General features: G+C 67.9%; 18 protein-coding genes and 2 tRNA genes. 11 read left to right on the top strand and 9 right to left on the bottom strand.

All coding sequences use genetic code 11. From position 1 onward, the window contains the following. Positions 1–1,784: 1,784 nt before the first annotated feature. The 8 genes from ACFY36_RS47790 to rpmH all read right to left on the bottom strand — a co-directional run bounded on the left by ACFY36_RS47790 (position 1,785) and on the right by rpmH (position 8,670). A complete protein-coding gene (locus ACFY36_RS47790; protein ID WP_499752560.1) occupies positions 1,785–2,795 on the bottom strand; it encodes a ParB/RepB/Spo0J family partition protein in 1,011 nt (336 codons plus the stop codon). Continuing rightward, positions 2,792–4,021: a ParA family protein gene (locus ACFY36_RS47785; RefSeq protein ID WP_499752559.1), complete on the bottom strand. Its 1,230-nt coding sequence runs from the start codon at positions 4,019–4,021 to the stop codon at positions 2,792–2,794. The genes ACFY36_RS47790 and ACFY36_RS47785 overlap by 4 nt, the downstream gene beginning before the upstream one ends. A 990-nt stretch (positions 4,022–5,011) precedes the next feature. Continuing rightward, positions 5,012–5,713 carry a 16S rRNA (guanine(527)-N(7))-methyltransferase RsmG gene (gene rsmG / locus ACFY36_RS47780; protein WP_499752558.1) on the bottom strand — a complete coding sequence of 234 codons (702 nt, stop codon included), beginning with the start codon at positions 5,711–5,713 and terminating at the stop codon, positions 5,012–5,014. Positions 5,714–6,150: 437 nt separating this feature from the next. Beyond that, entirely contained in the window at positions 6,151–6,729 is a 579-nt protein-coding gene (locus ACFY36_RS47775; protein ID WP_498662024.1) for a Jag family protein, read from the bottom strand. Positions 6,730–6,842: 113 nt separating this feature from the next. Further along, positions 6,843–7,880, bottom strand: coding sequence for a membrane protein insertase YidC (yidC, locus tag ACFY36_RS47770; RefSeq protein WP_499752557.1), 1,038 nt, complete (start codon positions 7,878–7,880; stop codon positions 6,843–6,845). Between the two features lies 1 nt (position 7,881). Further along, positions 7,882–8,139, bottom strand: a complete 258-nt coding sequence (yidD, locus tag ACFY36_RS47765) for a membrane protein insertion efficiency factor YidD (protein WP_097329387.1) — start codon at positions 8,137–8,139, stop codon at positions 7,882–7,884. Beyond that, a complete protein-coding gene (gene rnpA, locus ACFY36_RS47760) occupies positions 8,136–8,492 on the bottom strand; it encodes a ribonuclease P protein component (RefSeq protein ID WP_498693494.1) in 357 nt (118 codons plus the stop codon). Before rnpA ends, yidD begins: the two co-directional genes overlap by 4 nt. 40 nt (positions 8,493–8,532) lie before the next feature. Beyond that, positions 8,533–8,670: a 50S ribosomal protein L34 gene (gene rpmH / locus ACFY36_RS47755; RefSeq protein ID WP_097329385.1), complete on the bottom strand. Its 138-nt coding sequence runs from the start codon at positions 8,668–8,670 to the stop codon at positions 8,533–8,535. Positions 8,671–9,262: 592 nt separating this feature from the next. Between rpmH and dnaA the strand changes: the two genes are divergently transcribed. From dnaA to ACFY36_RS47730, 5 genes are all read left to right on the top strand, one after another. Continuing rightward, positions 9,263–10,984, top strand: a complete 1,722-nt coding sequence (gene dnaA, locus ACFY36_RS47750) for a chromosomal replication initiator protein DnaA (RefSeq protein WP_499752556.1) — start codon at positions 9,263–9,265, stop codon at positions 10,982–10,984. Positions 10,985–12,718: 1,734 nt separating this feature from the next. Further along, a complete protein-coding gene (gene dnaN / locus ACFY36_RS47745; RefSeq protein WP_499752555.1) occupies positions 12,719–13,852 on the top strand; it encodes a DNA polymerase III subunit beta in 1,134 nt (377 codons plus the stop codon). Between the two features lie 40 nt (positions 13,853–13,892). Continuing rightward, positions 13,893–14,765, top strand: a complete 873-nt coding sequence (gnd, locus tag ACFY36_RS47740) for a phosphogluconate dehydrogenase (NAD(+)-dependent, decarboxylating) (protein ID WP_499752554.1) — start codon at positions 13,893–13,895, stop codon at positions 14,763–14,765. A 7-nt stretch (positions 14,766–14,772) separates the two neighbouring features. Then, positions 14,773–15,903 (top strand): DNA replication/repair protein RecF, encoded by a 1,131-nt coding sequence (recF, locus tag ACFY36_RS47735; protein WP_499752553.1) that lies wholly within the window; start codon positions 14,773–14,775, stop codon positions 15,901–15,903. 379 nt (positions 15,904–16,282) lie between these two features. Next, entirely contained in the window at positions 16,283–16,756 is a 474-nt protein-coding gene (locus ACFY36_RS47730; protein WP_499752575.1) for a DciA family protein, read from the top strand. Positions 16,757–16,764: 8 nt separating this feature from the next. Here the strand turns inward: ACFY36_RS47730 and ACFY36_RS47725 are convergent, their stop codons facing one another. Continuing rightward, entirely contained in the window at positions 16,765–17,331 is a 567-nt protein-coding gene (locus ACFY36_RS47725; protein WP_499752552.1) for a hypothetical protein, read from the bottom strand. Positions 17,332–17,871: 540 nt separating this feature from the next. On the opposite strand from ACFY36_RS47725, the gene gyrB reads away from it, so the two are divergent. From gyrB to ACFY36_RS47695, 6 genes are all read left to right on the top strand, one after another. Further along, on the top strand, positions 17,872–19,818 hold the full coding sequence (gene gyrB, locus ACFY36_RS47720) for a DNA topoisomerase (ATP-hydrolyzing) subunit B (protein WP_499752551.1): 1,947 nt from the start codon (positions 17,872–17,874) through the stop codon (positions 19,816–19,818). Between the two features lie 105 nt (positions 19,819–19,923). Beyond that, positions 19,924–22,434 carry a DNA gyrase subunit A gene (gene gyrA / locus ACFY36_RS47715; RefSeq protein WP_499752550.1) on the top strand — a complete coding sequence of 837 codons (2,511 nt, stop codon included), beginning with the start codon at positions 19,924–19,926 and terminating at the stop codon, positions 22,432–22,434. Positions 22,435–22,437: 3 nt separating this feature from the next. Beyond that, positions 22,438–23,340 carry a DUF3566 domain-containing protein gene (locus tag ACFY36_RS47710; protein WP_499752549.1) on the top strand — a complete coding sequence of 301 codons (903 nt, stop codon included), beginning with the start codon at positions 22,438–22,440 and terminating at the stop codon, positions 23,338–23,340. Between the two features lie 78 nt (positions 23,341–23,418). Further along, a tRNA-Ile gene (locus tag ACFY36_RS47705) sits at positions 23,419–23,492 on the top strand. Positions 23,493–23,649: 157 nt separating this feature from the next. Continuing rightward, positions 23,650–23,778: a DLW-39 family protein gene (locus tag ACFY36_RS47700; protein WP_218855230.1), complete on the top strand. Its 129-nt coding sequence runs from the start codon at positions 23,650–23,652 to the stop codon at positions 23,776–23,778. 14 nt (positions 23,779–23,792) lie between these two features. Then, a tRNA-Ala gene (locus ACFY36_RS47695) sits at positions 23,793–23,868 on the top strand. The last annotated feature ends 206 nt before the right edge of the window (positions 23,869–24,074 follow it).

Genomic DNA, 24,074 nt, shown 5'->3' with positions numbered 1-24,074 from the left:
ACGCTCCCGGCTCCCGGCTCCCGGCTCCCGGCTCCCGGCTCCCGGCTCCCGGCTCCCGGCTCCCGGCTCCCGGCTCCCGGCTCCCGGCTCCCGGCTCCCGGCTCCGAAGAGGGTAAGACAGTGCCGTTTCACGTGAAACACCGCTCAGGCACTCAGAGAATCTCACACCCACTGACTCTTCCAGGGAACGCGGCATCTCACTGTTCCCGCTGACCACTGCGGGACTGTGAGGGGCAGATCGGCCGCGCGGAGCGAGGTCGCCTTAGCGCGCGACCAAGCCCGCCCTCCGCGAATCCCTCCGCACGGCGGCATCGCGGTGGCCGGGCTCAGACCCTCTCGCGAGTGCTCGCCGCTTCCATCAACCAGCGGCCGGTCGGACAGTAAGCGCAGGACCGGGCGGACTGCAGGTTAGCCACCGCGTACCGGCCTCGGATGTGAAGCTGGAATGCCGCCGCCCTCAATTTCAGTGGGACCAAGCCCTCTGACATCGCTTGTCCTGACGGCGCCCCTTAGAAGTCCGGGCCCGACCACTCCTCGAGTGGGAACGGTGCGGCTACCCCTCAAAGCCGGCACGCTGCGGGCGTCTGCAGCTCGGCTTGACCGACCACGGCACAGGGACCGTTTCACGTGAAACAGCGGCTGGGATGGTGCTCGGTGTTCGGTAACGAGAACGGCGGCTTCGGATCGTCCAACGACCTGCAACCGGTTCTGCGCTCCCTAGAAGAACGGAACACGCCTGCAGAGCTTGCCTAGTCCTCTCCTAGACGATGCCGACGTCCGGCCTGAGAGGTAGCGAGTCGGCAGAAAACGGGAGCGGTACGACTGGCCGCTCGATGCCGAGTATCGAGGCGGGCTCCTACCGGGCAAGGCGAACAGCGCTCCCACACACTGCGAACCGACTCCAAAGCGGACCTGCGTTTCACGTGAAACGACCGAGAAAATGAGCCACAGGACGACTAGAAGCGAAGCGCTCAAGCGGAGCCAGCCGGATTATGGGGCGGCTCGAGCAACCGCCGTACCGCGAGGATGCCCAGCCTCGAGAAGGGGGAAGAGATAGGGAGCAGCTAGAAGACGCGAACGGCGAGCGAGCCGATAGTGACCTCTCACCCAGGGCTGCGAGAAGAAGCTTTATCCCAGGCGAGATAACCGACGGATTCCTGGGCCGCCGGCTTTCACCCTCGACCAAGCGAACATCATCGCGGAGCGTAAGGCGAATGGATCCTGCCGATGCGCTTGAGTCACGGTTAAGAACTTGGCGCCAGCCAACGCCCTATCGCGAGGAAGCGGTCCAGAGTGGCACAGGCCCCCTCAGGGCAACCCAACACCGGGCGGCAGCCTCACCCGCCGCCGCACGAGTTGGCAAGTGAGAGAACCAGCACCCGGCTCAGACTTTCCACGCACACGAAGAAGCGACACCAGGCAACCATCGAGCCAGCCCTACGAAGCCCGTCGACGAGCTGACGCCAATCTTCGGCGGCGACGTGATTTCCGTGAAGAGCCCCGCCCGCTAGAACGGCTCACCAAGTCGGAAGAGTAGTTACGTATCTACATCACGATGAACGACCTACTCAAAAACACCAAACCGGGCGTCAAAATGGGGCCGGAGCGTGATCGTCAAGCCAGCCAAAACCTCAGGAGAATGGCTCTGACAGAACCGGAAATGTGCCGATTCGGAGGCCCGTCTCCGCAAAGCATCGACACCGGTCGACGGGCGAGGAGCCGTACAAAAAAAACCGGGGTGTGCGATCAAGCCCGCACACCCCGACCAAGCCGAACCCGACGATCTACTCCTCGCCGCCGGCACCTTCCTCGTCTACGCCGATCATGCCGACGATGCGCTCGAGGTCGTCCACCGTGGCGAACTCGATCGTGATCTTGCCTTTGTTGCGGCCGATGTCGACCTTTACCCGGGTGTCGAAGCGGTCGCTCAAACGGTCGGCCAAGTCGTTGAGGGCCGGCGCGTGCACCTTCGGACGACGCGTCGGCGCCGCCTTCTTGGCCGGGCCGTCGGCGATCGCCAACGACACCAGTTCCTCGGTGGCCCGTACCGAAAGGCCCTCCGCCACGATCCGCAGCGCCAGCTTCTCCTGGGCCTCGGTGTCGTCCAGGCCCAACAGTGCTCGGGCATGCCCGGCCGACAGGACTCCGGCGGCTACCCGGCGTTGCACGGGGGCCGGCAAGTTCAGCAGCCGGATCGTGTTGGAGATCTGCGGGCGGCTCCGGCCGATCCGCTTGGCGAGCTCCTCGTGCGTGGCGCCGAACTCCTCAAGCAACTGCTGATAGGCGGCCGCCTCTTCGAGCGGGTTCAGGTTAGCCCGGTGGATGTTTTCGAGCAGCGCGTCCCGCAGCATCGCGTCGTCGCGCGTCTCGCGGACGATGGCCGGTATGGTGTCGCGTCCGATGGCCTGCGCGGCCCGCCAACGCCGCTCACCCATCACCAGCTCGTAGCGGCCGTCGCCGAGTTCCCGTACGACGATCGGCTGCAGGAAGCCGACCTCCTGGATGGAGGTCTTCAGCTCGTCCAGCGCCTCATCGTCGAAGACGTGCCGCGGCTGCTTCGCGTTCGGCTCGATCGAGCCGACCGGGAGCTCCGTGAATCGAGCACCCGGCACGGGTGCCAGCCCCTCCTCAGGAGCGACAACCGCGGGAGCAGACTGCGGAACGACGACATGAGCGGGCGGATCGACCGGCGGAGGCGCAGTATCGACCGCCGAAGGAGCCGGCTCGGCGGCCGGCGCCGTCGGGATCAGGGCGCCCAGGCCGCGGCCCAGCCCGCCCCGCGGACGGTTCTTCATGCCGTGCCTCCCGTGTTGACGCCACGCATCGCGATCTCCAGGGCGGCCTCGAAGTAGCTGGTAGCGCCCCTTGATCCCGGATCGTAGGTCATCACGGACTGGCCGTAGCTAGGAGCCTCCGACACGCGCACGTTTCGGGGGATGACGGCGTTCAGCACCTTGCTGCCGAAGTGGTTCCGCACGTCCTGCTCGACCGCGTCGGCCAGCCGGGTCCGGCGGTCGTACATGGTCAGCAGAATCGTGGAGACGTCGAGCGTCGGGTTCAGATGCTGACGTACGAGATTAATGTTGTTGATCAGTTGGTTCAGTCCCTCCAGCGCGTAGTACTCGCACTGGATCGGGATCAGGACCTCCTGCGCCGCGCAGAGCGCGTTGACCGTCAGCAGGCCCAGCGACGGCGGGCAGTCGATGAAGACGTAGTCGAACTTCTCCGGATGCGCCGCGATGGCCCGAGCCAGCCGCGACTCACGAGCCACCACGGAGACCAGCTCGATCTCGGCGCCGGCCAGGTCGATGGTCGCCGGCACACACCACAGGTTCGGAATGCCCTCGACCGCCTGCGCCACCTCCGACAGCGGCACATTGTCGATCAGGCAGTCATAGACGTCGGGCACGCCGGCATGGTGAGGGACGTTGAGGCCCGTCGAGGCGTTGCCCTGAGGGTCGAGGTCGACGACGAGAACACGGTTGCCATGCAACGCCAAGGCCACCGCGAGGTTCACGGTCGTGGTGGTCTTGCCGACGCCACCCTTCTGGTTCGCGACGCAGAGCACCCTCGGGTGGTCCGGGCGCGGCATGGTGATCTCGCCGCTCGGGTTGAGGATCTGCACAGCTCGCAACGCTTCCATGGCTAGTGGGGGATCGTCTTCATCCCGGCTCGGCGTTTCACGTGAAACATGCTCGTCCGGTGTGGCAGGTACGCCCGAGGAAGGCGCAGCCGACACCGGAGAGGACGAAACGGGCGTTGCCGAGACGGGCGCCGCGGATACGGGTATCGGCGAGGACGCGACGGTGGGGGATTCGGACCGCGGCGCCGGCGCCGGCTGTCGCGGCTCTTCAGGCTGCGGCGAGGACGGCTTCCCGTAGATCTGCCCGGGATAACCGCCACCGGCGCGCGGAGCCGGGACGCCTTCAGAGGTGTTGTATGCGCCACCCTGGCTCATGCCGGACGCACGCTCGCGATCGAGAGATGACTCGGTTTCACGTGAAACACCGTACTCATGCACCGTTTTATCCCTGTTAGTGAGGAACGGGTCGGGCGGCGACACGTGCGTTCCGGCGGCAGAAGACCGGCACACACTATCGACGCCCGGCCAGCCTACGGCCGTCGGGCGAGCCTCGCCACGGCCATCCGTCCGATGAGGCACGTCCCTCTCCTCTTCGGACGCCGCATAGACCATCCTCCCGGGCACGAGCCGCAACGCCGCCCCCGCGTCTTCCCCTTCTCGGCGATCCACTTCCGCCGGAACACCAGCGATTGCCGCCGCTTGCGCTTCATTTCCTTCTGTACGCCGGGGAGCCCGGCCCATCCGCAAGGACGCCCCACCCACGACCCGAGCATCCGCAGCATCCGCCGGCGAACAGGCCCCCGGATCTAGCACCCCCACAGTGCCCGCAGTCGCATCTTCTCGGCATGCCCCCGACTCGTCCATGCTCGCCGAGTCCAAAGCCGGAAAAGACCCTCTCAGGCCGTCAACAAGAACAAAGGCACTCGGAGACAGAGCAGCCGGATCAGTCGGACCGATCGACAAAGAGACAACAAACCTTGGACCGAAGGCCGTAGGTGGCTCAGCATCGGGAAAGGACGTGGAGGTGGCCTCTCGATCCCGCCCCTTCCTGCCACGCCGCCGCCCGCGCCGGCCGGAATTCTCGTCACCGCTCTCCGACGGGATCCGGGAGGCAGGAATCGCCACCTCAGCAGGCACCCGTCCCGACGAAGACCCTGACCCCGGGAACGCCGGCTCAGTAGAAGTCCCAGCCGAGGGATCTCCGGACACGACCGATGTCACAGCCGCAGCAGGCGTCCCGGACGGGGACGCGGCAACAGGAGAAAGCCGAGATTGAAGCGCGTTGTCGCCATGCGAACCGGACCGGGAGGGGGATGAAGCCGAATCAGGGGAGCCGGAGGTGGGCTGACCACCCCCAGCCGCTCCGGGGGAGAGCTGGTCGGGACGCTTCTCTTTCGCGTTTCGTTTGCGTGCGCCCCGCCTGGACATCTATCCCCTCCGTGGTCTCCCACGCCCGGTGTTGCGGTCCTTGGAGCGGCCGCGTGCCGGGCTTGCCGCCCGGCTGGGCGGCTTCGGCCTGGACTGCACGACGACCTCCACGACCGTGGTGGGTGGGTCGATCAGGCCCTCCCCGCACAGATGGATCACCGGGTCGGCGCCGCCCAGGTCGGCCAGCGCCTGCCGGTGCTCCGCGGCCTCCTCGGCGGCCGAGGCGCCCTTGAGCGCCAGCAACCTGCCGCCGACGCGAGCCAGCGGTAGGCACCATCCGGCCAGCCGGTCGAGCGGGGCGACCGCCCGCGCGGTGACGATGTCGGCGCCGGCGGGGGGCCCGTCGACGACATCCTCGGCGCGGCCCCGAACCACCGTGACGGCCGATTCGAGACCCAATGCGGTCACCGCTTCCGACAGGAACGCGGTGCGTCGTGCCAGCGGCTCGACCAGGGTGATGCGCAGGTCCGGCCGGGCCACTGCCAGCACGATACCGGGCAAACCGGCACCAGACCCCACGTCAACCACCGAAGCGCCGATAGGGATGATCTCGGACACCACGGCACAATTCACCAGGTGCCGCTCCCAGATGCGCGGCGCCTCCCGCGGCCCGATCAGCCCACGCACGACCCCGTCCGTGACAAGCAGCCGCGCGTAAGCCTCAGCCAGCCCGAGCCGGTCCCCGAAGACCCGAGCCGCCACCTCGGCAATCTCCGCAGGCGGCCCAAAGGACTCCACCGAAGCCGCCCCGGAGGTGCCCAAAACGGCAAAGTCCGCCCCAGCTGAGGCCGCGGACGGCACGGGCGCAGATACGGAAGGCGCGGGCGCCGACGCAGACGCGGGCACAGAAGGCGCGGAAGACGAGGGCGCAGACGCGGAGGAGGCCGACGCCGAAGACGCCGGCGCGGAGGATACGGGCGCGGAAGACGCCGGCGCGGACGGTGAAGAAGGGGCTGCTGAAGGCGATGGCTCAGCCTCAGAACGGGCACGTGCGGTTCCCGAAGAGGCACGCTTTCCCGGGAAAGCCAGCGGCCGCCTCGGGCCCCTCCGCACTCCTGAAGACTCCGGGAACGGAACCGGCCCGGGCGATCCCTCGCCCGGGCCGGCGTCCCCCGCGCTCGCGCGTGGGTCAGTCATCGTCAGTCCGCCACGCGCACCACGATGCGGCGGTTGGGCTCCACGCCCTCGGACTCGCTCTGCACGCCCGTGATCGCGTTGACCACGTCGTGCACGCACTTACGCTCGAACGCCGACATCGGCTCCAGGCGTACCGGGTCGCCGTGCTCCTTGACCTTCTCCACCGCGTTGCGGGCCACCGCCGCCAGCTCCTTGCGGCGCGACGCCCGGTAGCCGCCGATGTCGAGCAGCAGGCGCGACGGGGAGCCGGTCGCCCGGAAGATCGCCAGCCGGGTCAGCTCCTGGAGCGCCTCGAGCGTGGCGCCCCGCTGGCCGACGAGCGGCTGGAGCCGGCCACCGACCACCTCGACCATCGGCCGGCCGGCCGACACGAGCTCGTCGATGTCGCCGTCGTAGTCGAGGATGTCCAACAGCCCTTCGACGTAGTCGGCGGCGATCTCGCTCTGGCGGAACAGATCGCCGTCGGACGCCACGGTCTCCGAGGTCTTCGTCTCCTCGGGCGCGGCCTCGGTGGCGGGCGAAGCGGAGACTGACGATTCGGGCGTGCTGGTGTCGGTCACGGTCTCATCTCCGTACTCAATCGGGCCGGACCTGCTCGGTCCGCTGCTTCCGCGGCGAGTAATTAGTGGTGCCGCGGGGAGGTCTCAGTAAGGGGAGCGCTCGGACACCGGGAAACACAGTGTCCGAGCCGCGATCATCCCTTGGGTTTGCTCGCCGGTCTGGCGCCCTTCTTCGGATTCACCGGTTTGGCGCCCGGCTTCGGGGCCAGCGCCTTGGTGTCGACCACGGGCGGCTGCGGCTCCGGCTGGTTCTTCTTGCCGAACAGGCCACCGCTGCGGCCGGGCTGCACCGGGCTCTTCGGGGCGGCCGCGCCACCGGCGGGCTTCTTGGCCGGCGGGCCGGACGGGCGCGACGGCGCCGAGGCGTTCTTCTTGGCCATCTGCGGCGGCGGGAACTTGCGCAGCACCCACTGCTGCTGGCCCAGGGTGAACAGGTTGTTCGTGACCCAGTAGATGATCACACCGATGGGGAACAGCGAACCCGAGACGAGCAGCGAGAGCGGGATGCCGTACAGCATCAGCCGCTGGATCATCTTCTGCTGCGGGTCCTCGGCCCAACCGGTCTTGAGGATCATCTGACGGCTGGTGAGGTACGTCGTCGTCATCATGATCAGCACCAGGATGCCGGCGATGATCTTGACGGTCGTGCCGTTCGCGTCGAGCGCCGCCAGCTCGGACGCGCTGGAGCCGAACTTGGCCGGGAGCGGCGCCGTGAACAGCGACGCGTGGGTCGCGCTCTCGAACTGCTCGACCGTCCAGCCGTACAGCGTCTTGCCCTGGTTGTCGGGGTTGAGTCGCCGCAGGACGTGGAAGAGACCCAGGAAGACGGGGATCTGCAAGAACATCGGAAGGCAGCCCATGAGCGGGTTGGCCTTCTCGGTCTTGTACAGCTCCATCATTTCTTTCTGGAGCGTTTCCCGGTCACCCTTGTGCTTCTCCTGCAGCTCCTTGACCTTGGGCTGCAGCGACTGCATCGCCCGCTGGCTCTTGATCTGCTTGACGAAGACCGGGAAGAGGATGACGCGGACCGTCACCACCAGGAAGACGATGGCCAGCACCCACGACCAGTTGGTGCCGAGCACCTTCGAGTCCGGGATTCCGATGAAGTCCCAGAGTGCATGCCAGCGCAGGAGGATCCACGAGATGGCGTAGTAGATCCAGTCGAGACTCAATTCAGGCTCCAGTCACATCGGCGGGACGGTGACGGATCGGGTCAGGTACCGGGTCGTACCCGCCAGGATGGAAGGGGTGGCAGCGCAGGAGCCGCCAGACCGTCAACCCCGTCCCGCGCACAGCACCGTGCTTGTGCAGTGCCTCCAGGGAGTACGCACTGCACGAGGGATAGAACCGACAGCGGGCCGGCAGCACCGGACTCACATAACGACGGTACGCGACGACCAGCGCCGTCAGCACACGGGCGAGCACGCTCATCGCGGCCTCCGGGGCCTACGAGCCGCCGCCAGGGCGCCGTCGAGATCGTCGGCCAGAGTGTCGAAGGAGGCCTCGGCGGACGGGGGCAGAGCCCTCACCACCAGCGTCGATCCACCGGGTAGAGCGTCCAGCCGGTGCCGGACCAGATGCCGGAGCCGGCGGCGGACCTTGTTACGGACCACCGCGTTGCCGACGGCTTTGGATACGACGAAGCCGGCGCGCGCCGCGGAGGCTTGCACCGGCTCCTCGATAAGCAGATGAACGACAACCGTCCCTCGACCGGCCCGGCGGCCGCCGCGAATCGCGGCGGCAAAGTCGGAGCTACGCCGCAGACGCTGAGTCGCGGCCAGCACGACTACCTGGCCAGTTTCCGGGGGCGACAGGCGTGTCGGCTCAGGCCGACAGCTTGTCGCGGCCCTTGCCACGGCGCGCAGCCAGAATGGCCCGCCCGGCACGGGTGCGCATGCGCAGCCGGAAGCCGTGGGTCTTGGCGCGCCGGCGGTTGTTCGGCTGGTAGGTGCGCTTGCTCACGTCAGAACTCCGTCTTCGTACAACACAGGGGGCATCAAAGCTGCAAGACGCCACTTTAGCAGAACGCGGCGGAGCAACCGCTCGACCCTACGCAGGGCGGCCGCGCCGGTCAACAATATCCTGGATCGGCACGCCGACCACGGGATCACAGCATCGCGGGAGATGGGAGTCTGCGCGCGTTGTGAATCTTTTCCTGCCGTCGGGCGCTTGCGTGCCGATGAGAGAGCGATACGAGAGTTGATGCTGCGGCGACCTCGCTGTTAGCGTGCCCGTTTGCTGGTCATCAGCGGTGTACGCATACCACGACGAGTCGGCCAAAACCAGACAAGCAGGTGAATCGTTCGGCACGGTGAGCCTGCGAAACCGCGCCGTTTCAGGCTCCGGGGTCTGCCGACCATCCGGCCGGGGAAGCGACCACCGACAAGTGCACAGGGTTGTGGATAACCTGTGGACAGCCGGTGGCGCCGAGCGTCTTCAGCACGTTAAATGTTGTGCTGGGTTGGGGGAGACGTCGAGTGCCTGGAGGGCAGCGACGTGCGGTAGAGCCGGACAAGGTCCACCGGGGGTCGGTGGCGATGGGGGTGGCGCGGCGGTGGCCGATCAGGTCGACCTGGGTGGTGTGTGGAAGGCGACGCTGGATGAACTGGCCGACGAGATCTCGTCGCGGCAGCAGCGTGCCTATCTGCAGCTGACCCAGCTGCGCGCCATCGTCGAGGACACGGCGCTGCTGGCCGTCCCGGACGCCTTCACCCGTGACGTCATCGAGTCCCGCCTGCGCCCCGCGATCACCGAGGCGCTGAGCCGCCGCCTCAACCGGCCGATCCAGGTCGCCGTCACCGTGAAGCCCCCGGAGGACGGCACGGGTATGCCCGGAAAGGTCTACGGCACCCCGGTGGAGGCCCAGCAGCCCGAGCCGGAGCCTCAGCCGCGGCACTATGCCGACCCGCCCCGCCAGCCCGAGCCGCCGGCCTACGACCCGTACCCGCCGCCCGGCTCGGCCCAGCGCCCACCGGCCGGCGGTTACCCCCGCAACGTTCCCACCGCCCGCGGTGGACAGGAGGCCCTGTTCGGCGACCCGCTGCCCCCGCCGCCGCCGCCGGAGAAGCCGGAGACGAACGAGCCGCCCGCCCACCGGATGGCCACCGACCAGTCGCAGCTGCGCGACAACCAGTCGACGTTCGGCCCCAACCGCGACGACACGCTCCAGATGCGCGGCGGCGACAACGGCCCCGGCCGCGCCCAGCCTGACATCCGCCCGTCGAGCAATCCGCGCGGCACGAACGACGGCAACCGTCTCAACCCGAAGTACATGTTCGAGACGTTCGTCATCGGCTCGTCCAACCGCTTCGCGCACGCGGCCGCCGTGGCCGTCGCCGAGTCACCCGCGAAGGCGTACAACCCGCTCTTCATCTATGGCAGTTCCGGTCTCGGCAAGACCCATCTGCTGCACGCCATCGGCCATTACGCGACCACACTCGGCCATGCGCGCAGCGTGCGTTACGTCTCGACCGAGGAATTCACCAACGACTTCATCAACAGCCTGCGTGACGACAAGACCCAGGCGTTCCAGCGGCGCTACCGCGACGTCGACATCCTGCTGATCGACGACATCCAGTTCCTGGAAAATCGCGAGCGCACGCAGGAGGAGTTCTTCCACACCTTCAACACACTGCACAACGCCAACAAGCAGATCGTCATCAGCTCGGACCGCTCACCGCGCCAGCTGGCGACGCTCGAGGACCGCATGCGCACCCGCTTCGAGTGGGGCCTGCTGGCCGACATCCAGCCGCCCGACCTGGAGACGCGCATCGCGATCCTCCAGAAGAAGGCCGCGCAGGAGCGCATGTACGCGCCCGACGACGTCCTGGAGTTCATCGCCTCTCGCGTCTCGAACTCGATCCGCGAGCTCGAGGGCGCCCTGATCCGGGTCACCGCCTTCGCCAGCCTCACGCGAAGCCCGGTCCAGCTGGCCCTGGCCGAAGAGGTCCTCCGCGACTTCATGCCCGACGGCGCCGGCCCCGAGATCACCGCCGACCAGATCATGGTCTCCACCGCCGACTACTTCGGCGTCAGCCTCGAGGACCTGCGAGGCCATTCCCGCAGCCGCGTCCTGGTCAACGCCCGCCAGGTCGCCATGTACCTCTGCCGCGAGCTGACCGACCTCTCACTACCGCGCATCGGACAGGCTTTCGGCGGCCGCGACCACACCACGGTCATGCACGCCGACCGCAAGATCCGCCAGCACATGGCAGAGCGGCGCTCGCTCTACAACCAGATCGCCGAGCTGACGAACCGCATCAAACAAAACACCTGACCTTTGCCTCCGCGGGTGGAATTTCAAGATTCAGCAGTACGCATCCGCCTGCCCACAACCACAGGCACACAGCCCCGCCCGTAACAGCCCGGCCAGTCGGTGGTCACGCCCGCGATGCGCCGCCGGGCTGAGCTGCCGTACCCCAGCTCAAGGCCACCCCTCCAAACCAACACAACCCAGGCCCCCCGAACGCGGTTGTCCACAGGCCTTGGGCCCCGCCCTCCACACTGTTGCCCTCGCCTGAGTGCCTGGCCACGGCGCCGCCGACCCGTAAGGCCCCACGGCTCGCACCGGATCTGATCGCCGGTCCGCCCACGCAGCGCCCGAACACCCCGCCCCATCAACGCCGCCGCGTCCGTTCTAGCGCCCCCGCCACCGCGTCCGTCCTCGCGCCCGCACCGCCGCGCGCGCACCGCCGCGCCCGCACCGCCGCGCCCGTTCTGGCCGCATCCCTCGATTGCCCCCGAACCTGCGACCGCCCAGTCGAACCTCATGGGCCTGCTCTCCGTGCCCACCGTCGTGCCCAGCACCGGCACGACCGTTCTCGCGCCCACGCCGGCACCGCGGATCGCCAACATCGCCGACGTCACGCTGGCCGACTGCCGCGTCACGCCGCCCGCCGACACGCCACGCCGCCTGACTGCCGCTCCACGCTGTTTCGACACGCAGGGACGCGCCCGCCGCTCGTATGAAGCCGCCGCCCCTCTGACCAGGGCCACCCCGACTCGTCCACACCCAACCCCAAGCGCCCCGCCCACAAGCCCACACCTCGCCGAGCATTCCCAGCCCCTGTGGACAAAGCGCTGCCACCACCCGCCGGCCCGAGCCCTCACCAAACTCGCTCCGAGGCCGCGTCCACCGAGATCATCCCCACACGAACGGGGTTATCCACACCCAATCGTGTCCCTCAGAGGGGCGATTTCCCCGCATTCCTCAGCCTTTGTCCCCAGGCTGTGCATAACCACAGCGCTCAAATCACCAGGTTGTCCACAGGCCGGCCCGCAATCCCCAGCCCCCACACCTGCTAACCGCCGATGATCACCACCCATGACATCGGCAGCTTGTCAACGGTGGAACGGAACCGTTTCGTGCCAACGTTGTCCACACTAATCCACAGGCGTCCACAGGGGTTTATCCCCAGCGGTGGACAACTCGCCGCCGCGTTACCCACAGATGTGGACCAAGCCTGGGGAAATCGATGTGGACAGACACAGAGAGTCACAGTTGATCTCACAGCCTGTGGACGCCTGTGGATTTCCTGTTGAAGGTTCTGGGGACGACGAGGCGGTAGCGTTGCTACGCCATCCACAGGGCGGGGGATAAAACCCGTGGATATCCGGTGGATAACCGGTGGACAGCGGTGGACAACCGGCCGTCGGCTCCGCGACTGTGGATGACGGCAGGGGTTTGTACCCTGGTTTCCCACATGTGAATCACCGGTGGATAACCCTGTGACCTGCAAGAACGCGGGTTTTCCACACTATGCACAGGCCCTACTAAGACGACTAGATATTTCTCTAAGACAACAAAAAGCAATCAACGGCGTTGTGGATGTTGTGGGTGAGCCGCTTCCGGCCGTTGCTCGAGAGCTTGATCAAGAAAAACCAGCACCGGGGCCGGAGCGACACCGCTCCACTGCTCGCAATAAGGTTCGTGGGGGTCGAAGCCCACTACTCGACGCCCCACTACATGGTCGAAGCCCCACCAACATGAGGAAGCGACGCGGAGGACAGCATGAAGTTCCGGGTGGAGCGAGACGCACTCGCCGACGCCGTGGCCTGGACCGCCAAGAGCCTGCCCAGCCGCCCGTCGGTGCCGGTTCTGGCCGGCGTCATGCTGCGCGTCACCGACAGCAGGCTCCAGGTCTCCGGCTTCGACTACGAGGTGTCCAGTCAGGTGACCGTCGAGGTGCAGGCCGACGCCGACGGCGCCGCCCTGGTCTCCGGCCGTCTGCTCGCTGAGATCACCAAGGCGCTGCCGGCCAAGCCGGTCGACATCGCCGCGGTCGGCGCCCATCTCGAGCTCGTCTGCGGCAGCGCCCGGTTCACGCTGCCGACGATGCCGGTCGAGGACTACCCCAGCCTGCCGGAGATGCCCTCCAGCGCCGGCACGGTCGACGCGGCCGCCTTCGCCGCCGCCGTCGCCCAGGTCGCCGTGGCCGCCGGCCGTGACGAGACGCTGCCGATGATGACCGGCGTGCGTATCGAGCTGAACGGCTCGACGATGGCCATGCTGGCCACCGACCGCTACCGGCTCGCCATGCGCGAGATGGAGTGGAACCCGGACGACCCCGAGATCAGCCTGAACTCGCTGGTCCCGGCGAAAACCCTCAACGACACGGCCAAGACGCTCGGCCCGCTCGGTGGCTCGGTCACCCTCGCGCTCGCGCAGGGCAACGCCGGCGAGGGCATGATCGGTTTCGCCGGTGGCACCCGGCGCACGACGAGCCGCCTGCTCGACGGGGCCAACTACCCGCCGGTGCGCTCACTGTTCCCGGCCAGCAGCAACGCGCAGGCCCGTATCAGCGTCCCCGGCCTCGTCGAGGTCGTCCGCCGTGTGGCCCTGGTCGCCGAGCGCACCACCCCGGTGCTGTTGAGCTTCAGCGAGGACGGTCTGGTGGTCGAGGCCGGTGGGACGGAGGAGGCCCGGGCCAGCGAGGCCATGGAGGCCACCTTCACCGGTGAGGCCCTGACGATCGGCTTCAACCCGCAGTATCTGATCGACGGTCTGCAGAACCTCGGCTCGTCGCTCGCCGTGTTCTCCTTCGTCGACGCGTTCAAGCCAGCTGTGATCTCCCCCGCAACCGAAGAGGGCGAAATCGTCCCCGGATACCGCTATCTGATCATGCCGATCAGGGTAACCCGCTGATACTGGGCCTGAGAGAAACGCACGATCTAGGGGGAACACCATGCAGCTCGGCCTTATCGGTCTCGGCCGAATGGGTGGAAACATGCGCGATCGCATTCGCGCAGCCGGTCACGAGGTGGTCGGCTACGACCACCACCCGGAGAACAGCGACGTGGCCAACCTGGCCGAACTGGTCGAGAAGCTCGCGACGCCGCGGGTCATCTGGACCATGGTTCCCGCGGGGAAGATCACCGAGGACACCATCAACGAGCTCGCGGACCTGCTGTCCGAGGGCGACATCATCATCGACGGCGGCAACTCGAAGTTCACCGACGACGCCCCGCGTGCCGAGCGGCTGAAGCCCAAGGGCGTCCACTACCTCGACGTCGGCGTTTCCGGCGGCGTCTGGGGCAAGACCAACGGCTACGCCCTGATGGTCGGCGGCGATCAGGCCGACGTCGAGCGCTGCCAGCCGATCTTCGACGCGCTCAAGCCGGCCGGCGAGTTCGGCTTCGCGCACGCCGGCACCCACGGCGCCGGCCACTACGCCAAGATGATCCACAACGGCATCGAGTACGGCATGATGCAGGCGTACGGCGAGGGCTACGAGATCCTTCTGGCCTCCGAGCTCGTCCACAACGTGCCCGCCGTGATCAAGAGCTGGCGTGAGGGCAGCGTCGTCAAGTCCTGGCTGCTCGACCTGCTCGACCGGGCGCTCGACGAGGACCCGACGCTGGCCAACCTCAAGGGCTACGTCGAGGACACCGGCGAGGGCCGTTGGACCGTCGACGAGGCGGTTCGGCTCGCCGTGCCGGCTCACGTCCTGGCCGCCTCGATCTTCACGCGGTTCGAGTCCCGTCAGGACGACTCGCCCGCCATGAAGGCCGTCGCCGCGCTGCGCCAGCAGTTCGGCGGTCACGCGGTCAAGCGCTGAGGCACACGTGTACGTACGCCGGGTCGAGCTGACCAACTTCCGCTCGTACGAGCGGGTCGCGGTTGATCTCGAGCCCGGCGTGTCCGTGCTGGTCGGCCAGAACGGCATGGGCAAGACCAACCTCATCGAGGCGCTGGGCTATGTGGCCACTCTGGACAGTCACCGGGTGGCCACGGACGCCCCGCTGGTCCGGGCGGGAGCGGCCAGCGCCGTGATCCGGTGCGCGATCGTCCACGAAGGACGCGAGCTGCTGGTCGAGCTGGAGATCGTTCCCGGCAAGGCGAACCGGGCCCGGCTCAACCGCTCGCCGGTCCGCCGGCCGCGGGAGATCCTCGGCGCGCTGCGCATGGTGCTGTTCGCCCCCGAGGACCTCGAACTGGTCCGCGGCGATCCGTCGGAGCGGCGCCGCTACCTCGACGATCTCCTCGTCGCCCGCCAGCCCCGATATTCCGGCGTCCGCGCCGACTACGACCGGGTCGTCAAGCAGCGCAACGCCCTGCTCCGCACCGCGTATCTGACCCGCAAGGTCGGCGGCAACCGTGGGCAGGATCTGTCCACGTTGGCCGTCTGGGATCAACATCTGGCCCATCACGGCGCCGAGCTGCTGGCCGGCCGGCTCGAACTGGTCGCGGCCCTCGGCCCCCATCTCACCAAGGCGTACGACGCGGTCGCGGCCGGCCGGTCGGCCGCCTCGATCACCTACGCCGCGAAGCTCGGCGACGGGCTCACCGCCGACCGCCCCGCCCTCGAGCAGGCGCTCCTCGATTCGCTCCAGGAGCGCCGTACCGCCGAGATCGAGCGTGGCGTCACCCTGGTCGGCCCGCACCGCGACGATCTCGCCCTGCACCTGGGCGATCTGCCGGCCAAGGGCTACGCCAGCCACGGCGAGTCGTGGTCGTTCGCGCTGGCGTTGCGCCTGGCGGCGTACGACCTGCTCCGTTCCGACGGCATCGAGCCGGTCCTGGTCCTCGACGACGTCTTCGCCGAGCTCGACGGCGGCCGCCGCGACCGCCTGGCCGCCCTGGTCTCCGACGCGGCCCAGCTGCTGGTCACCTGTGCCGTCCCCGAGGATGTGCCGGCCGCCCTGCGCGGCGCCCGCTTCGACGTCACGACGGGATCGGTGAGCCGTGCCGAATAGCCACGACGACGACCCCACTCAGCGGGACGATCAGACCCGCCACGACGATCTCGTCCGCGAGCGGAGCCGGCATGACGACCTGCGACGCGAGCACCGCCCGCCGGCCAACGGCGACCGTCCCCAGGCCCCGTCCACAGCCGAGCGGTTCTATCCACAGGCCCGCCCCGACAGCCTGACCCGCGAGGAGCTCGGCGTCGCGGACGACGGCTGGTACGCGGCCGAGACCGCGTCCACCGCCGGTCCGGAGCCGGCCCGGTGGCGCTCCGAAGATCCCGCTGACGCGCCGAAGAGTCCCGTTGGTGGGTCCACCCAGGGCGGAGAGGTTTCCGGCGCGCAGGAGGGCACTGAGGGCGTTTCCGGCCCCGATCTTGCCCGGGCCGTGCTCGACGCCGCCCTCGCGCGGCGCCGGGAGAACGCCGCCCGCAAGCCGCGGCGCGGCGCCACGGGCGCCAAGGGCGAGAAGAGGCTCCGCGGCTATTCCGGGTCGGGGCCCGACCCGCGCGACCCGGCGCTGTTCGGTGACGTGCTCCAGCGGCTCATGAAGGCCCGGGGCTGGGAGCGCCCGAAAGCCGAGGCCACCGTCTTCGGCGCCTGGGAAAAAGTGGTCGGCCCCGAGATCGCCTCCCACAGCCGCCCGGTCAAGCTCGACAACGGCGTGCTGACCGTCGAGGCCGAGTCCACGGCCTGGGCCACGCAGCTGCGCCTGCTCGCGGCCACCCTGCTGCGCAACATCGCCGGCGAGGTGGGCCACAACGTGGTCACCAAGCTGAACATCCACGGCCCGGCCGCGCCCTCCTGGAGCAAGGGCCCCCGCCGCGTTCAAGGCAGGGGCCCCCGGGACACGTACGGCTGATCGATCTCTCAGTAGTCGGCGAAGACCGCGAAGCCGCGCTCGGCGCAGCGGCGGTAGAAGCCGGCCAGGATCGCCAGCTCGGAGCGGGCGAAGCTCCAGTGCGGCGCGTTGCCCGCCTCGTCACGCAGCGCGGCCAGGCGCTGGTCGAGCCAGCGCAGCTGCTGCTCGGCCAGCCGCCCGGCCGAGATCGCGTTGCGCATCACCTCGGCCACGCTGTCGAAGGTGACCAGGTCGCCGTACTTCTCGTGGCCCTCGACGAACCGCTCCAGGCCGCCGGCGATCCACGCGCAGCCGTCGGGGTCGATGACGGGGTCCTCGTCCTCGGCGGCGGCCTCGGTGGCGTACAGCACGCCGTTGAGACCGAGAAGAAGATCAACCAGCTCGGTGTACGCGGTGGCGCGCACCGTGCCGGTCTTGGCGATGTGCAGTGCCAGCGCTCCCGTGGGCGCGGCGATCTCGGGGGCGTCGGCGATCGCCCCGAAGTCGACGAACTCGGCGGGAGCTACCGGGTCGTAGTACTGGTTGGTCCGCGGCCAATGCACCGCGACGTTCTCCAGCCCCTTGTCGTGCGCCATTGGGGGCCATCCCTCCTAGACCATTCGCGGCCGTCCGGCCAAGCACCGGCCCGCGCGGGGAGGTTACGACACAAACCCCCGCCGCTGGGAGGCAGTGTCGCAGCGCGGGGCGGCCGGGGCCGGAAGGCGCGCCCCGGACAGCAGCGGCCGGATCACTTGCCGTTGCGGCCGGGTGCGTCTTCCGTGTAGGGGAGGACTTAGGGCGCGCCCCAAATCCGGCTACGGCAATCTGAGGCACCCGGAAGGGGTGCCGGACCCTCGCCAACTCGATTCGGCGGAGTAGAATCGACGGAGACCGGGAAAACGTACGTAGAAGGCCCGCGGGCAGCCCATAAAGGCTGGCCGCGGTCACGCTACGCGGTTTTTCCAGCCGATCACGATCCGCGGGCCTGCCGCGGCGACCGGCGAGCACGGTTCCACCGGTGGTCCGCTTCTCCCCGCGGGTTGTCATCTGTGGTCGACCCTGCCCGCCGCCGCCTGTCGCGCGCCCGCCCTCCCCGTGTGGGACCTCACGGTCCCATCGCGAGAAAGTGGCCGAGGGTGACAGAGAACAACCAGGAATACGGTGCCGGTCAAATCACCGTTCTCGAGGGTCTCGAGGCGGTCCGCAAGCGCCCGGGCATGTACATCGGCTCCACCGGCGAGCGCGGTCTGCACCACCTGGTCTGGGAGGTTGTGGACAACGCGGTCGACGAGGCGATGGCCGGCTACTGCGACACCGTCGACGTGGTGCTGCTGGCCGACGGCGGCGTCTCGGTCACCGACAACGGCCGTGGTTTCCCGGTCGACCTGCACCCGAAGCTGAAGAAGCCCGGCGTCGAGGTCGCCCTGACGATCCTGCATGCCGGCGGCAAGTTCGAGGGCACCGCCTACAAGGTGTCCGGCGGCCTGCACGGCGTCGGCGTCTCGGTCGTGAACGCGCTCTCCACCAAGATGCACGTCGAGATCCACAAGGACGGCTTCGTCTGGCGGCAGGACTACACCGCGTCCAAGCCCGGCACGCTGGCCAAGGGCGAGTCGACCACCACCACCGGCTCGACCGTGCAGTTCTGGCCCGACCCGACGATCTTCGAGACGACCGAGTACGACTTCCAGACGATCTACCGTCGTCTCCAGGAGTACGCGTTCCTCAACAAGGCGCTCACGATCAACTTCACCGACGAGCGCACGGTCGACGACGAGGGCAACCACCGCAAGGTCACCTTCATGTACGCCGACGGCATCTCCGACTTCGTCCGTCACCTCAACGCCACGAAGACGCCGATCCACAAGTCGGTCATCGACTTCGGCGCCGAGTCGGCCGAGGAGGGCATGGCGGTCGAGGTCGCCATGCAGTGGAACGAGTCGTACGGCGAGTCGGTCTACACCTTCGCCAACTCGATCAACACGCACGAGGGTGGCACGCACGAGGAGGGCTTCCGGGCGGCGCTGACCAGCATCGTCAACCGCTACGGGGCCGAGAAGAAGTTCCTCAAGAACGACGAGAAGCTCTCCGGCGAGGACATCCGCGAGGGCCTCGCCGCGATCATCTCGGTCAAGCTGGCCAACCCCCAGTTCGAGGGCCAGACCAAGACCAAGCTCGGCAACACCGACATGAAGAGCTTCGTCCAGCGGGTCGCCAACGAGCAACTGGCCGACTGGTTCGACCGCAACCCGGCCGACGCGAAGATCATCATCACCAAGGCGTCGCAGGCGGCCCGCGCGCGCATTGCCGCGCAGCAGGCCCGCAAGCTGGCCCGGCGCAAGTCGCTGCTGGAGTCGGGCTCGATGCCGGGCAAGCTGGCCGACTGCCAGTCGACCGACCCGCGCGAGTCCGAGCTGTTCATCGTCGAGGGCGACTCGGCCGGCGGCTCGGCCAAGCAGGGCCGCAACAGCCGCATCCAGGCCATCCTGCCGATCCGCGGCAAGATCCTGAACGTGGAGAAGGCCCGCATCGACCGGGTGCTGAAGAACAACGAGGTCCAGGCGCTGATCACCGCCATGGGCACCGGCATCCACGACGACTTCGACATCGCCAAGCTGCGCTACCACAAGATCGTGCTGATGGCCGACGCCGACGTCGACGGCCAGCACATCCAGACGCTGCTGCTCACCCTGCTGTTCCGCTTCATGCGGCCGCTGGTCGAGATGGGCCACGTCTACCTGGCGGCCCCGCCGCTTTACAAGATCAAGTGGAACAAGCGCGGCGACGACGCCCAGTACGCCTACTCCGACCGGGAGCGGGACGGCCTGATCGCGCTGCGCCAGCAGAAGAAGCCGAACGCCAAGCCGGACGACATCCAGCGGTTCAAGGGCCTCGGCGAGATGAACTTCCACGAGCTGTGGGACACGACGATGGACCCGGCGACGCGCACGCTGCGTCAGGTCACGCTCGATGACGCCGCGGTGGCCGACGAGTTGTTCAGCGTCCTGATGGGTGAGGACGTGGAGGCGCGGCGCTCGTTCATCCAGCGCAACGCCAAGGACGTGCGGTTCCTGGACATCTAGGTTGCCGAGTATCCACAGCGTCCCTCTACTTTCCACAACGTTATCCACAGCGATACGTGGGCTAATGCCGCTTATGTCTGGTTTCACCTTGAGTAAGGGTTAACAGTGACTGACACTCCCGAACCCCCCGACGGCGACGAGGCCCCGGAGTCGACCGGCGGCGTGACCCAGCGCGTCGAGCCCGTCGGCCTCGAGGTCGAGATGCAGCGCTCGTACCTCGACTACGCGATGAGCGTCATCGTCGGCCGAGCGCTGCCCGACGTCCGCGACGGTCTCAAGCCGGTGCACCGCAAGATCCTCTATGCGATGTACGACTCCGGCTTCCGGCCCGACCGCGGCTACGTCAAGTGCGCGCGCGTCGTCGGCGACGTCATGGGCAACTACCACCCGCACGGCGACTCGTCGATCTACGACGCCCTCGTCCGGATGGGCCAGCCGTGGTCGCTGCGCTACCCGCTGATCGACGGCAACGGCAACTTCGGCTCGCCGGGCAACGACCCGCCGGCCGCCATGCGCTACACGGAGTCGAAGCTGTCGCCGCTGGCGATGGAGATGCTGCGTGACATCGACGAAGACACCGTCGACATGCAGGACAACTACGACGGCCGTACGCAGGAGCCGACGATCCTGCCCGCGCGCTTCCCCAACCTGCTGGTCAACGGGTCCGAGGGCATCGCCGTCGGCATGGCGACCAAGATCCCGCCGCACAACCTGCGCGAGATCGCGGGCGCCGTGCAGTGGCAGCTCGACAACCCCGAGTCCGACGAGGCCACGGCGCTCGAGGCGATGCTCGAGATCGTCAAGGGTCCCGACTTCCCGACCCACGGTCTGATCGTCGGCCAGCAGGCCATTCAGGACGCCTACCGCACCGGCCGCGGCGCGATCCGGATGCGCGCGGTCGTCGAGGTCGAGGAGGACCCGCGCGGCCGGCCCTGCCTGGTCGTCACCGAGCTGCCCTACCAGGTCAACCCGGACAACCTCGCCGAGCGGGTGGCCGAGCTGGTCAAGGAGGGCAAGCTCACCGGCATCGCCGACATCCGGGACGAGTCCTCCGGGCGTACGGGAATGCGCCTGATCCTGGTTTTGAAGCGTGACGCGATCGCCAAGGTCGTGCTGAACAACCTCTACAAGCACACACAGCTCCAGGAGACCTTCGGCGCGAACATGCTCGCCCTGGTCGACGGCGTGCCGCGCACGCTCAACCTGGCGCAGTTCATCCGCCACTACGTCGACCACCAGATCGAGGTCATCCGGCGGCGGACCGCGTTCCGCCTGCGCAAGGCCGAGGAGCGCGCGCACATCCTGCGCGGTCTGGTCAAGGCGCTCGACATGCTCGACGAGGTCATCGCCCTGATCCGGCGCTCGCCGACCGTCGAGGACTCGCGTCAGGGCCTCATGCAGCTGCTCGACGTGGACGAGGTGCAGGCCACCGCGATCCTCGACATGCAGCTGCGCCGGCTGGCCGCCCTCGAGCGTCAGCGGATCATCGACGAGCTGGCGAAGATCGAGATTGAGATCGCCGACCTCAAGGACATCCTCGCCAAGCCGGAGCGGCAGCGGGCGATCGTCTCCGAGGAGCTCAGCGAGATCGTGCAGAAGTTCGGCGACGAGCGGCGCACGCAGATCATCCCGTTCGACGGTGAGGTCTCCATGGAGGATCTCATCGCGCGCGAGGACGTTGTGGTGACCATCACACGTACCGGTTACGCGAAGCGCACGAAGGTCGATCTGTACCGCTCGCAGAAGCGCGGCGGCAAGGGCGTAAGCGGCGCCACGCTGCGGCAGGACGACATCGTGTCGCACTTCTTCGTGATCTCGACGCACGACTGGATGCTGTTCTTCACCAACAAGGGCCGGGTCTACCGGGCCAAGGCGTACGAGCTGCCCGAGGCGGCCCGGGTGGCCAAGGGGCAGCACGTCGCCAACCTGCTCGCCTTCCAGCCCGACGAGCACATCGCGCAGGTCATCCAGATCCCGAACTACCAGGTCGCGCCCTACCTTGTGCTCGCCACTAAGAATGGCCTCGTGAAGAAGACCCGGCTCGAGGAATTTGACTCCAACCGCAGCGGTGGCATCATCGCCATCAACCTGCGGGAGGACGACGAGTTGGTGGGCGCGGCCCTGGCGGCATCGGAGAACGATCTGCTGCTGGTCTCCAAGAAGGCTCAGGCCATCCGGTTCAACGCCACCGACGAGGCGCTGCGCCCGATGGGCCGGGCCACCTCCGGTGTGATCGGCATGCGTTTCAGCGACAACGATGAACTCCTGGCCATGGAAGTCGTGGTCGAGGGCATGGATGTGTTGGTCGCCACCAACGGTGGGTATGCGAAGCGCACGCCGATCGAGGAGTATCCCGTGCAGGGCCGGGGCGGCAAGGGCGTCCTCACCGCGAAAATCACGGAGCGCCGTGGTGGACTGGTGGGTGCTCTCGTGATCAGCCCGGAGGATGAACTATTTGCCATCACCAGCAATGGTGGTGTCATCCGGACTCCCGTGAAGCCTGTACGGCGCACGAGGGATCGGAACACAATGGGGGTCAAGCTGATGGACCTCCCAGAAGGTGTAACCATCGTGGCGCTTGCTCGCAATGCCGACGAGCCTGACGAACAGGACTAGTTGATGCCGGAGACACAGGCGAAGTCGGGGGCCACGGGGAGCTCAGCGACTCCGGACGAAGCGGCCAAGAAAGACGCCGCCAAGAACGGACGCGAGTCAGCCGCGGCTCGTACGGCGGCCCCCGCCGAAGCCCCGTCCCCGCCGAAATTCACCCGGGCGCCGGGCATGGCCCCGCCCCCCGGTGAGCCCAACGCCGAAAGTGACGACACGAAACGCCCAGGCGGCATCGTGAAGGGCTCGGCCAGCGTGCCGACCGTCACCAAGGGCAAGGGCGCTGCCCCCGGCAGCACCTCGGGACGTGTCAGCGTGCCCGGAGCCGCCAAGCCAGGCGGCCCCGGCACCGGCACCGGCCCGCAGCAGCGCCCCGGCGGCGCTGCCGGCGTGCCGGCCCCCGGGCAGACCACCAGCGGCAAGGCCCGCCCCGCCGGCCCGCAGCAGCAGCCTCAGGGCGGCAACGCGGTCGGCGCGGCCCGGGTCACCGAGGCGGTCCGCTCGGCACGCACCACGGTCACCTCGGCGGCCGCCCGCGGCCCTCGCCGTGCCCGGCTCAACCTCAAGCGGATCGACCCCTGGTCCGTGATGAAGTTCTCGTTCGCCGTGTCCGTCGTGCTCTTCATCGTCGTGGTCGTCGCCACATCGGTGCTGTACCTGGCCCTGGACGCCATGGGTGTCTGGGGCGAGGTGAACACGAGCCTCAAGGAGCTCGTCTCCGCCAGCGGCGGCGACGAGGCCTCCGCCAGCGGCGGCTTCCAGATCACCGCCTGGGGCGTCATCGGCACGTCGATGCTGATCGGAGCCGTGAACGTCGTCCTGTTCACGGCCCTGGCCACCCTCGGCGCCTTCATCTACAACGTCTGCGCCGACCTGGTCGGCGGCGTAGAGCTGACCCTCGCCGAGAGGGACTGACCCGAAGCACAGGGTTTGGGGGCCACCCCGTTTTGGCGGCCCCCACCCCCGTGCGGTAACCTTCGGTGTCGCTTCTGAGGGGCTATAGCTCAGTCGGTTAGAGCGCAGAGCTGATAACTCTGAGGTCGCTGGTTCGATTCCAGCTAGCCCCACGCGCGACAGGCGTCCTGTGTCCGCAAAAAGCGCGGACGCGGGTCGCTTGTCATATCTGCCTGGGGGGCGACCCCCCAGACCCCCACGTTACGGTGGTGGCGGTGAGTGAGTCGCTTGCGCTTTGTGGTTTGGCGCTTCTCTCCTAGGGGGTTAGTGATGCTGAAGAAGCTCCTGATCGTTGCTGCGGTTGCGGGCGCGGCGGCTCTGGTCTTTAAGAAGGTCAAGGCGTCCAGTGATGAGCGGGCGCTGTGGCATGAGGCCACTACCACTCCTGACCTGCGCTAGGTAGCGTTGCTCGAGGGGCCCTAGCTCAACTGGCAGAGCACCGCCTTTGCAAGGCGGGGGTTAGGGGTTCAAGTCCCCTGGGCTCCACCAATATGGCGCTTGACTTGCGGCTCATGAGCCGCAAGATCGTCCGAAAAGGCACAACTCACGTTGTGCCTTTTTTCGTGAGTGCGGACTGCAGGATGACACCGACGATGCGCTTGCCGCGTCGGCATAGCGGACCTCCACTGCTTCCGGCCATGGCGCGCCGTGACGGCAACCGCTTGTCGTTAGGGCTCCGTTGCTCGAGACACCAG

The sequence above is a fragment of the Actinoplanes sp. NPDC000266 genome, from assembly GCF_042899005.1.
Lineage (GTDB): Bacteria > Actinomycetota > Actinomycetes > Mycobacteriales > Micromonosporaceae > Actinoplanes.
This window is presented reverse-complemented; position numbering and strand designations above follow the sequence as displayed.

What these genes read in the sequence shown, in the direction of transcription:
- ACFY36_RS47790 (WP_499752560.1), bottom strand. Translation starts at nt 2,795, where the DNA reads ATGAAGAACCGTCCGCGGGGCGGGCTGGGCCGCGGCCTGGGCGCCCTG.
- yidD (WP_097329387.1), bottom strand. Translation starts at nt 8,139, where the DNA reads ATGAGCGTGCTCGCCCGTGTGCTGACGGCGCTGGTCGTCGCGTACCGT.
- dnaN (WP_499752555.1), top strand. Translation starts at nt 12,719, where the DNA reads ATGAAGTTCCGGGTGGAGCGAGACGCACTCGCCGACGCCGTGGCCTGG.
- gnd (WP_499752554.1), top strand. Translation starts at nt 13,893, where the DNA reads ATGCAGCTCGGCCTTATCGGTCTCGGCCGAATGGGTGGAAACATGCGC.
- ACFY36_RS47725 (WP_499752552.1), bottom strand. Translation starts at nt 17,331, where the DNA reads ATGGCGCACGACAAGGGGCTGGAGAACGTCGCGGTGCATTGGCCGCGG.
- ACFY36_RS47710 (WP_499752549.1), top strand. Translation starts at nt 22,438, where the DNA reads ATGCCGGAGACACAGGCGAAGTCGGGGGCCACGGGGAGCTCAGCGACT.
- ACFY36_RS47700 (WP_218855230.1), top strand. Translation starts at nt 23,650, where the DNA reads ATGCTGAAGAAGCTCCTGATCGTTGCTGCGGTTGCGGGCGCGGCGGCT.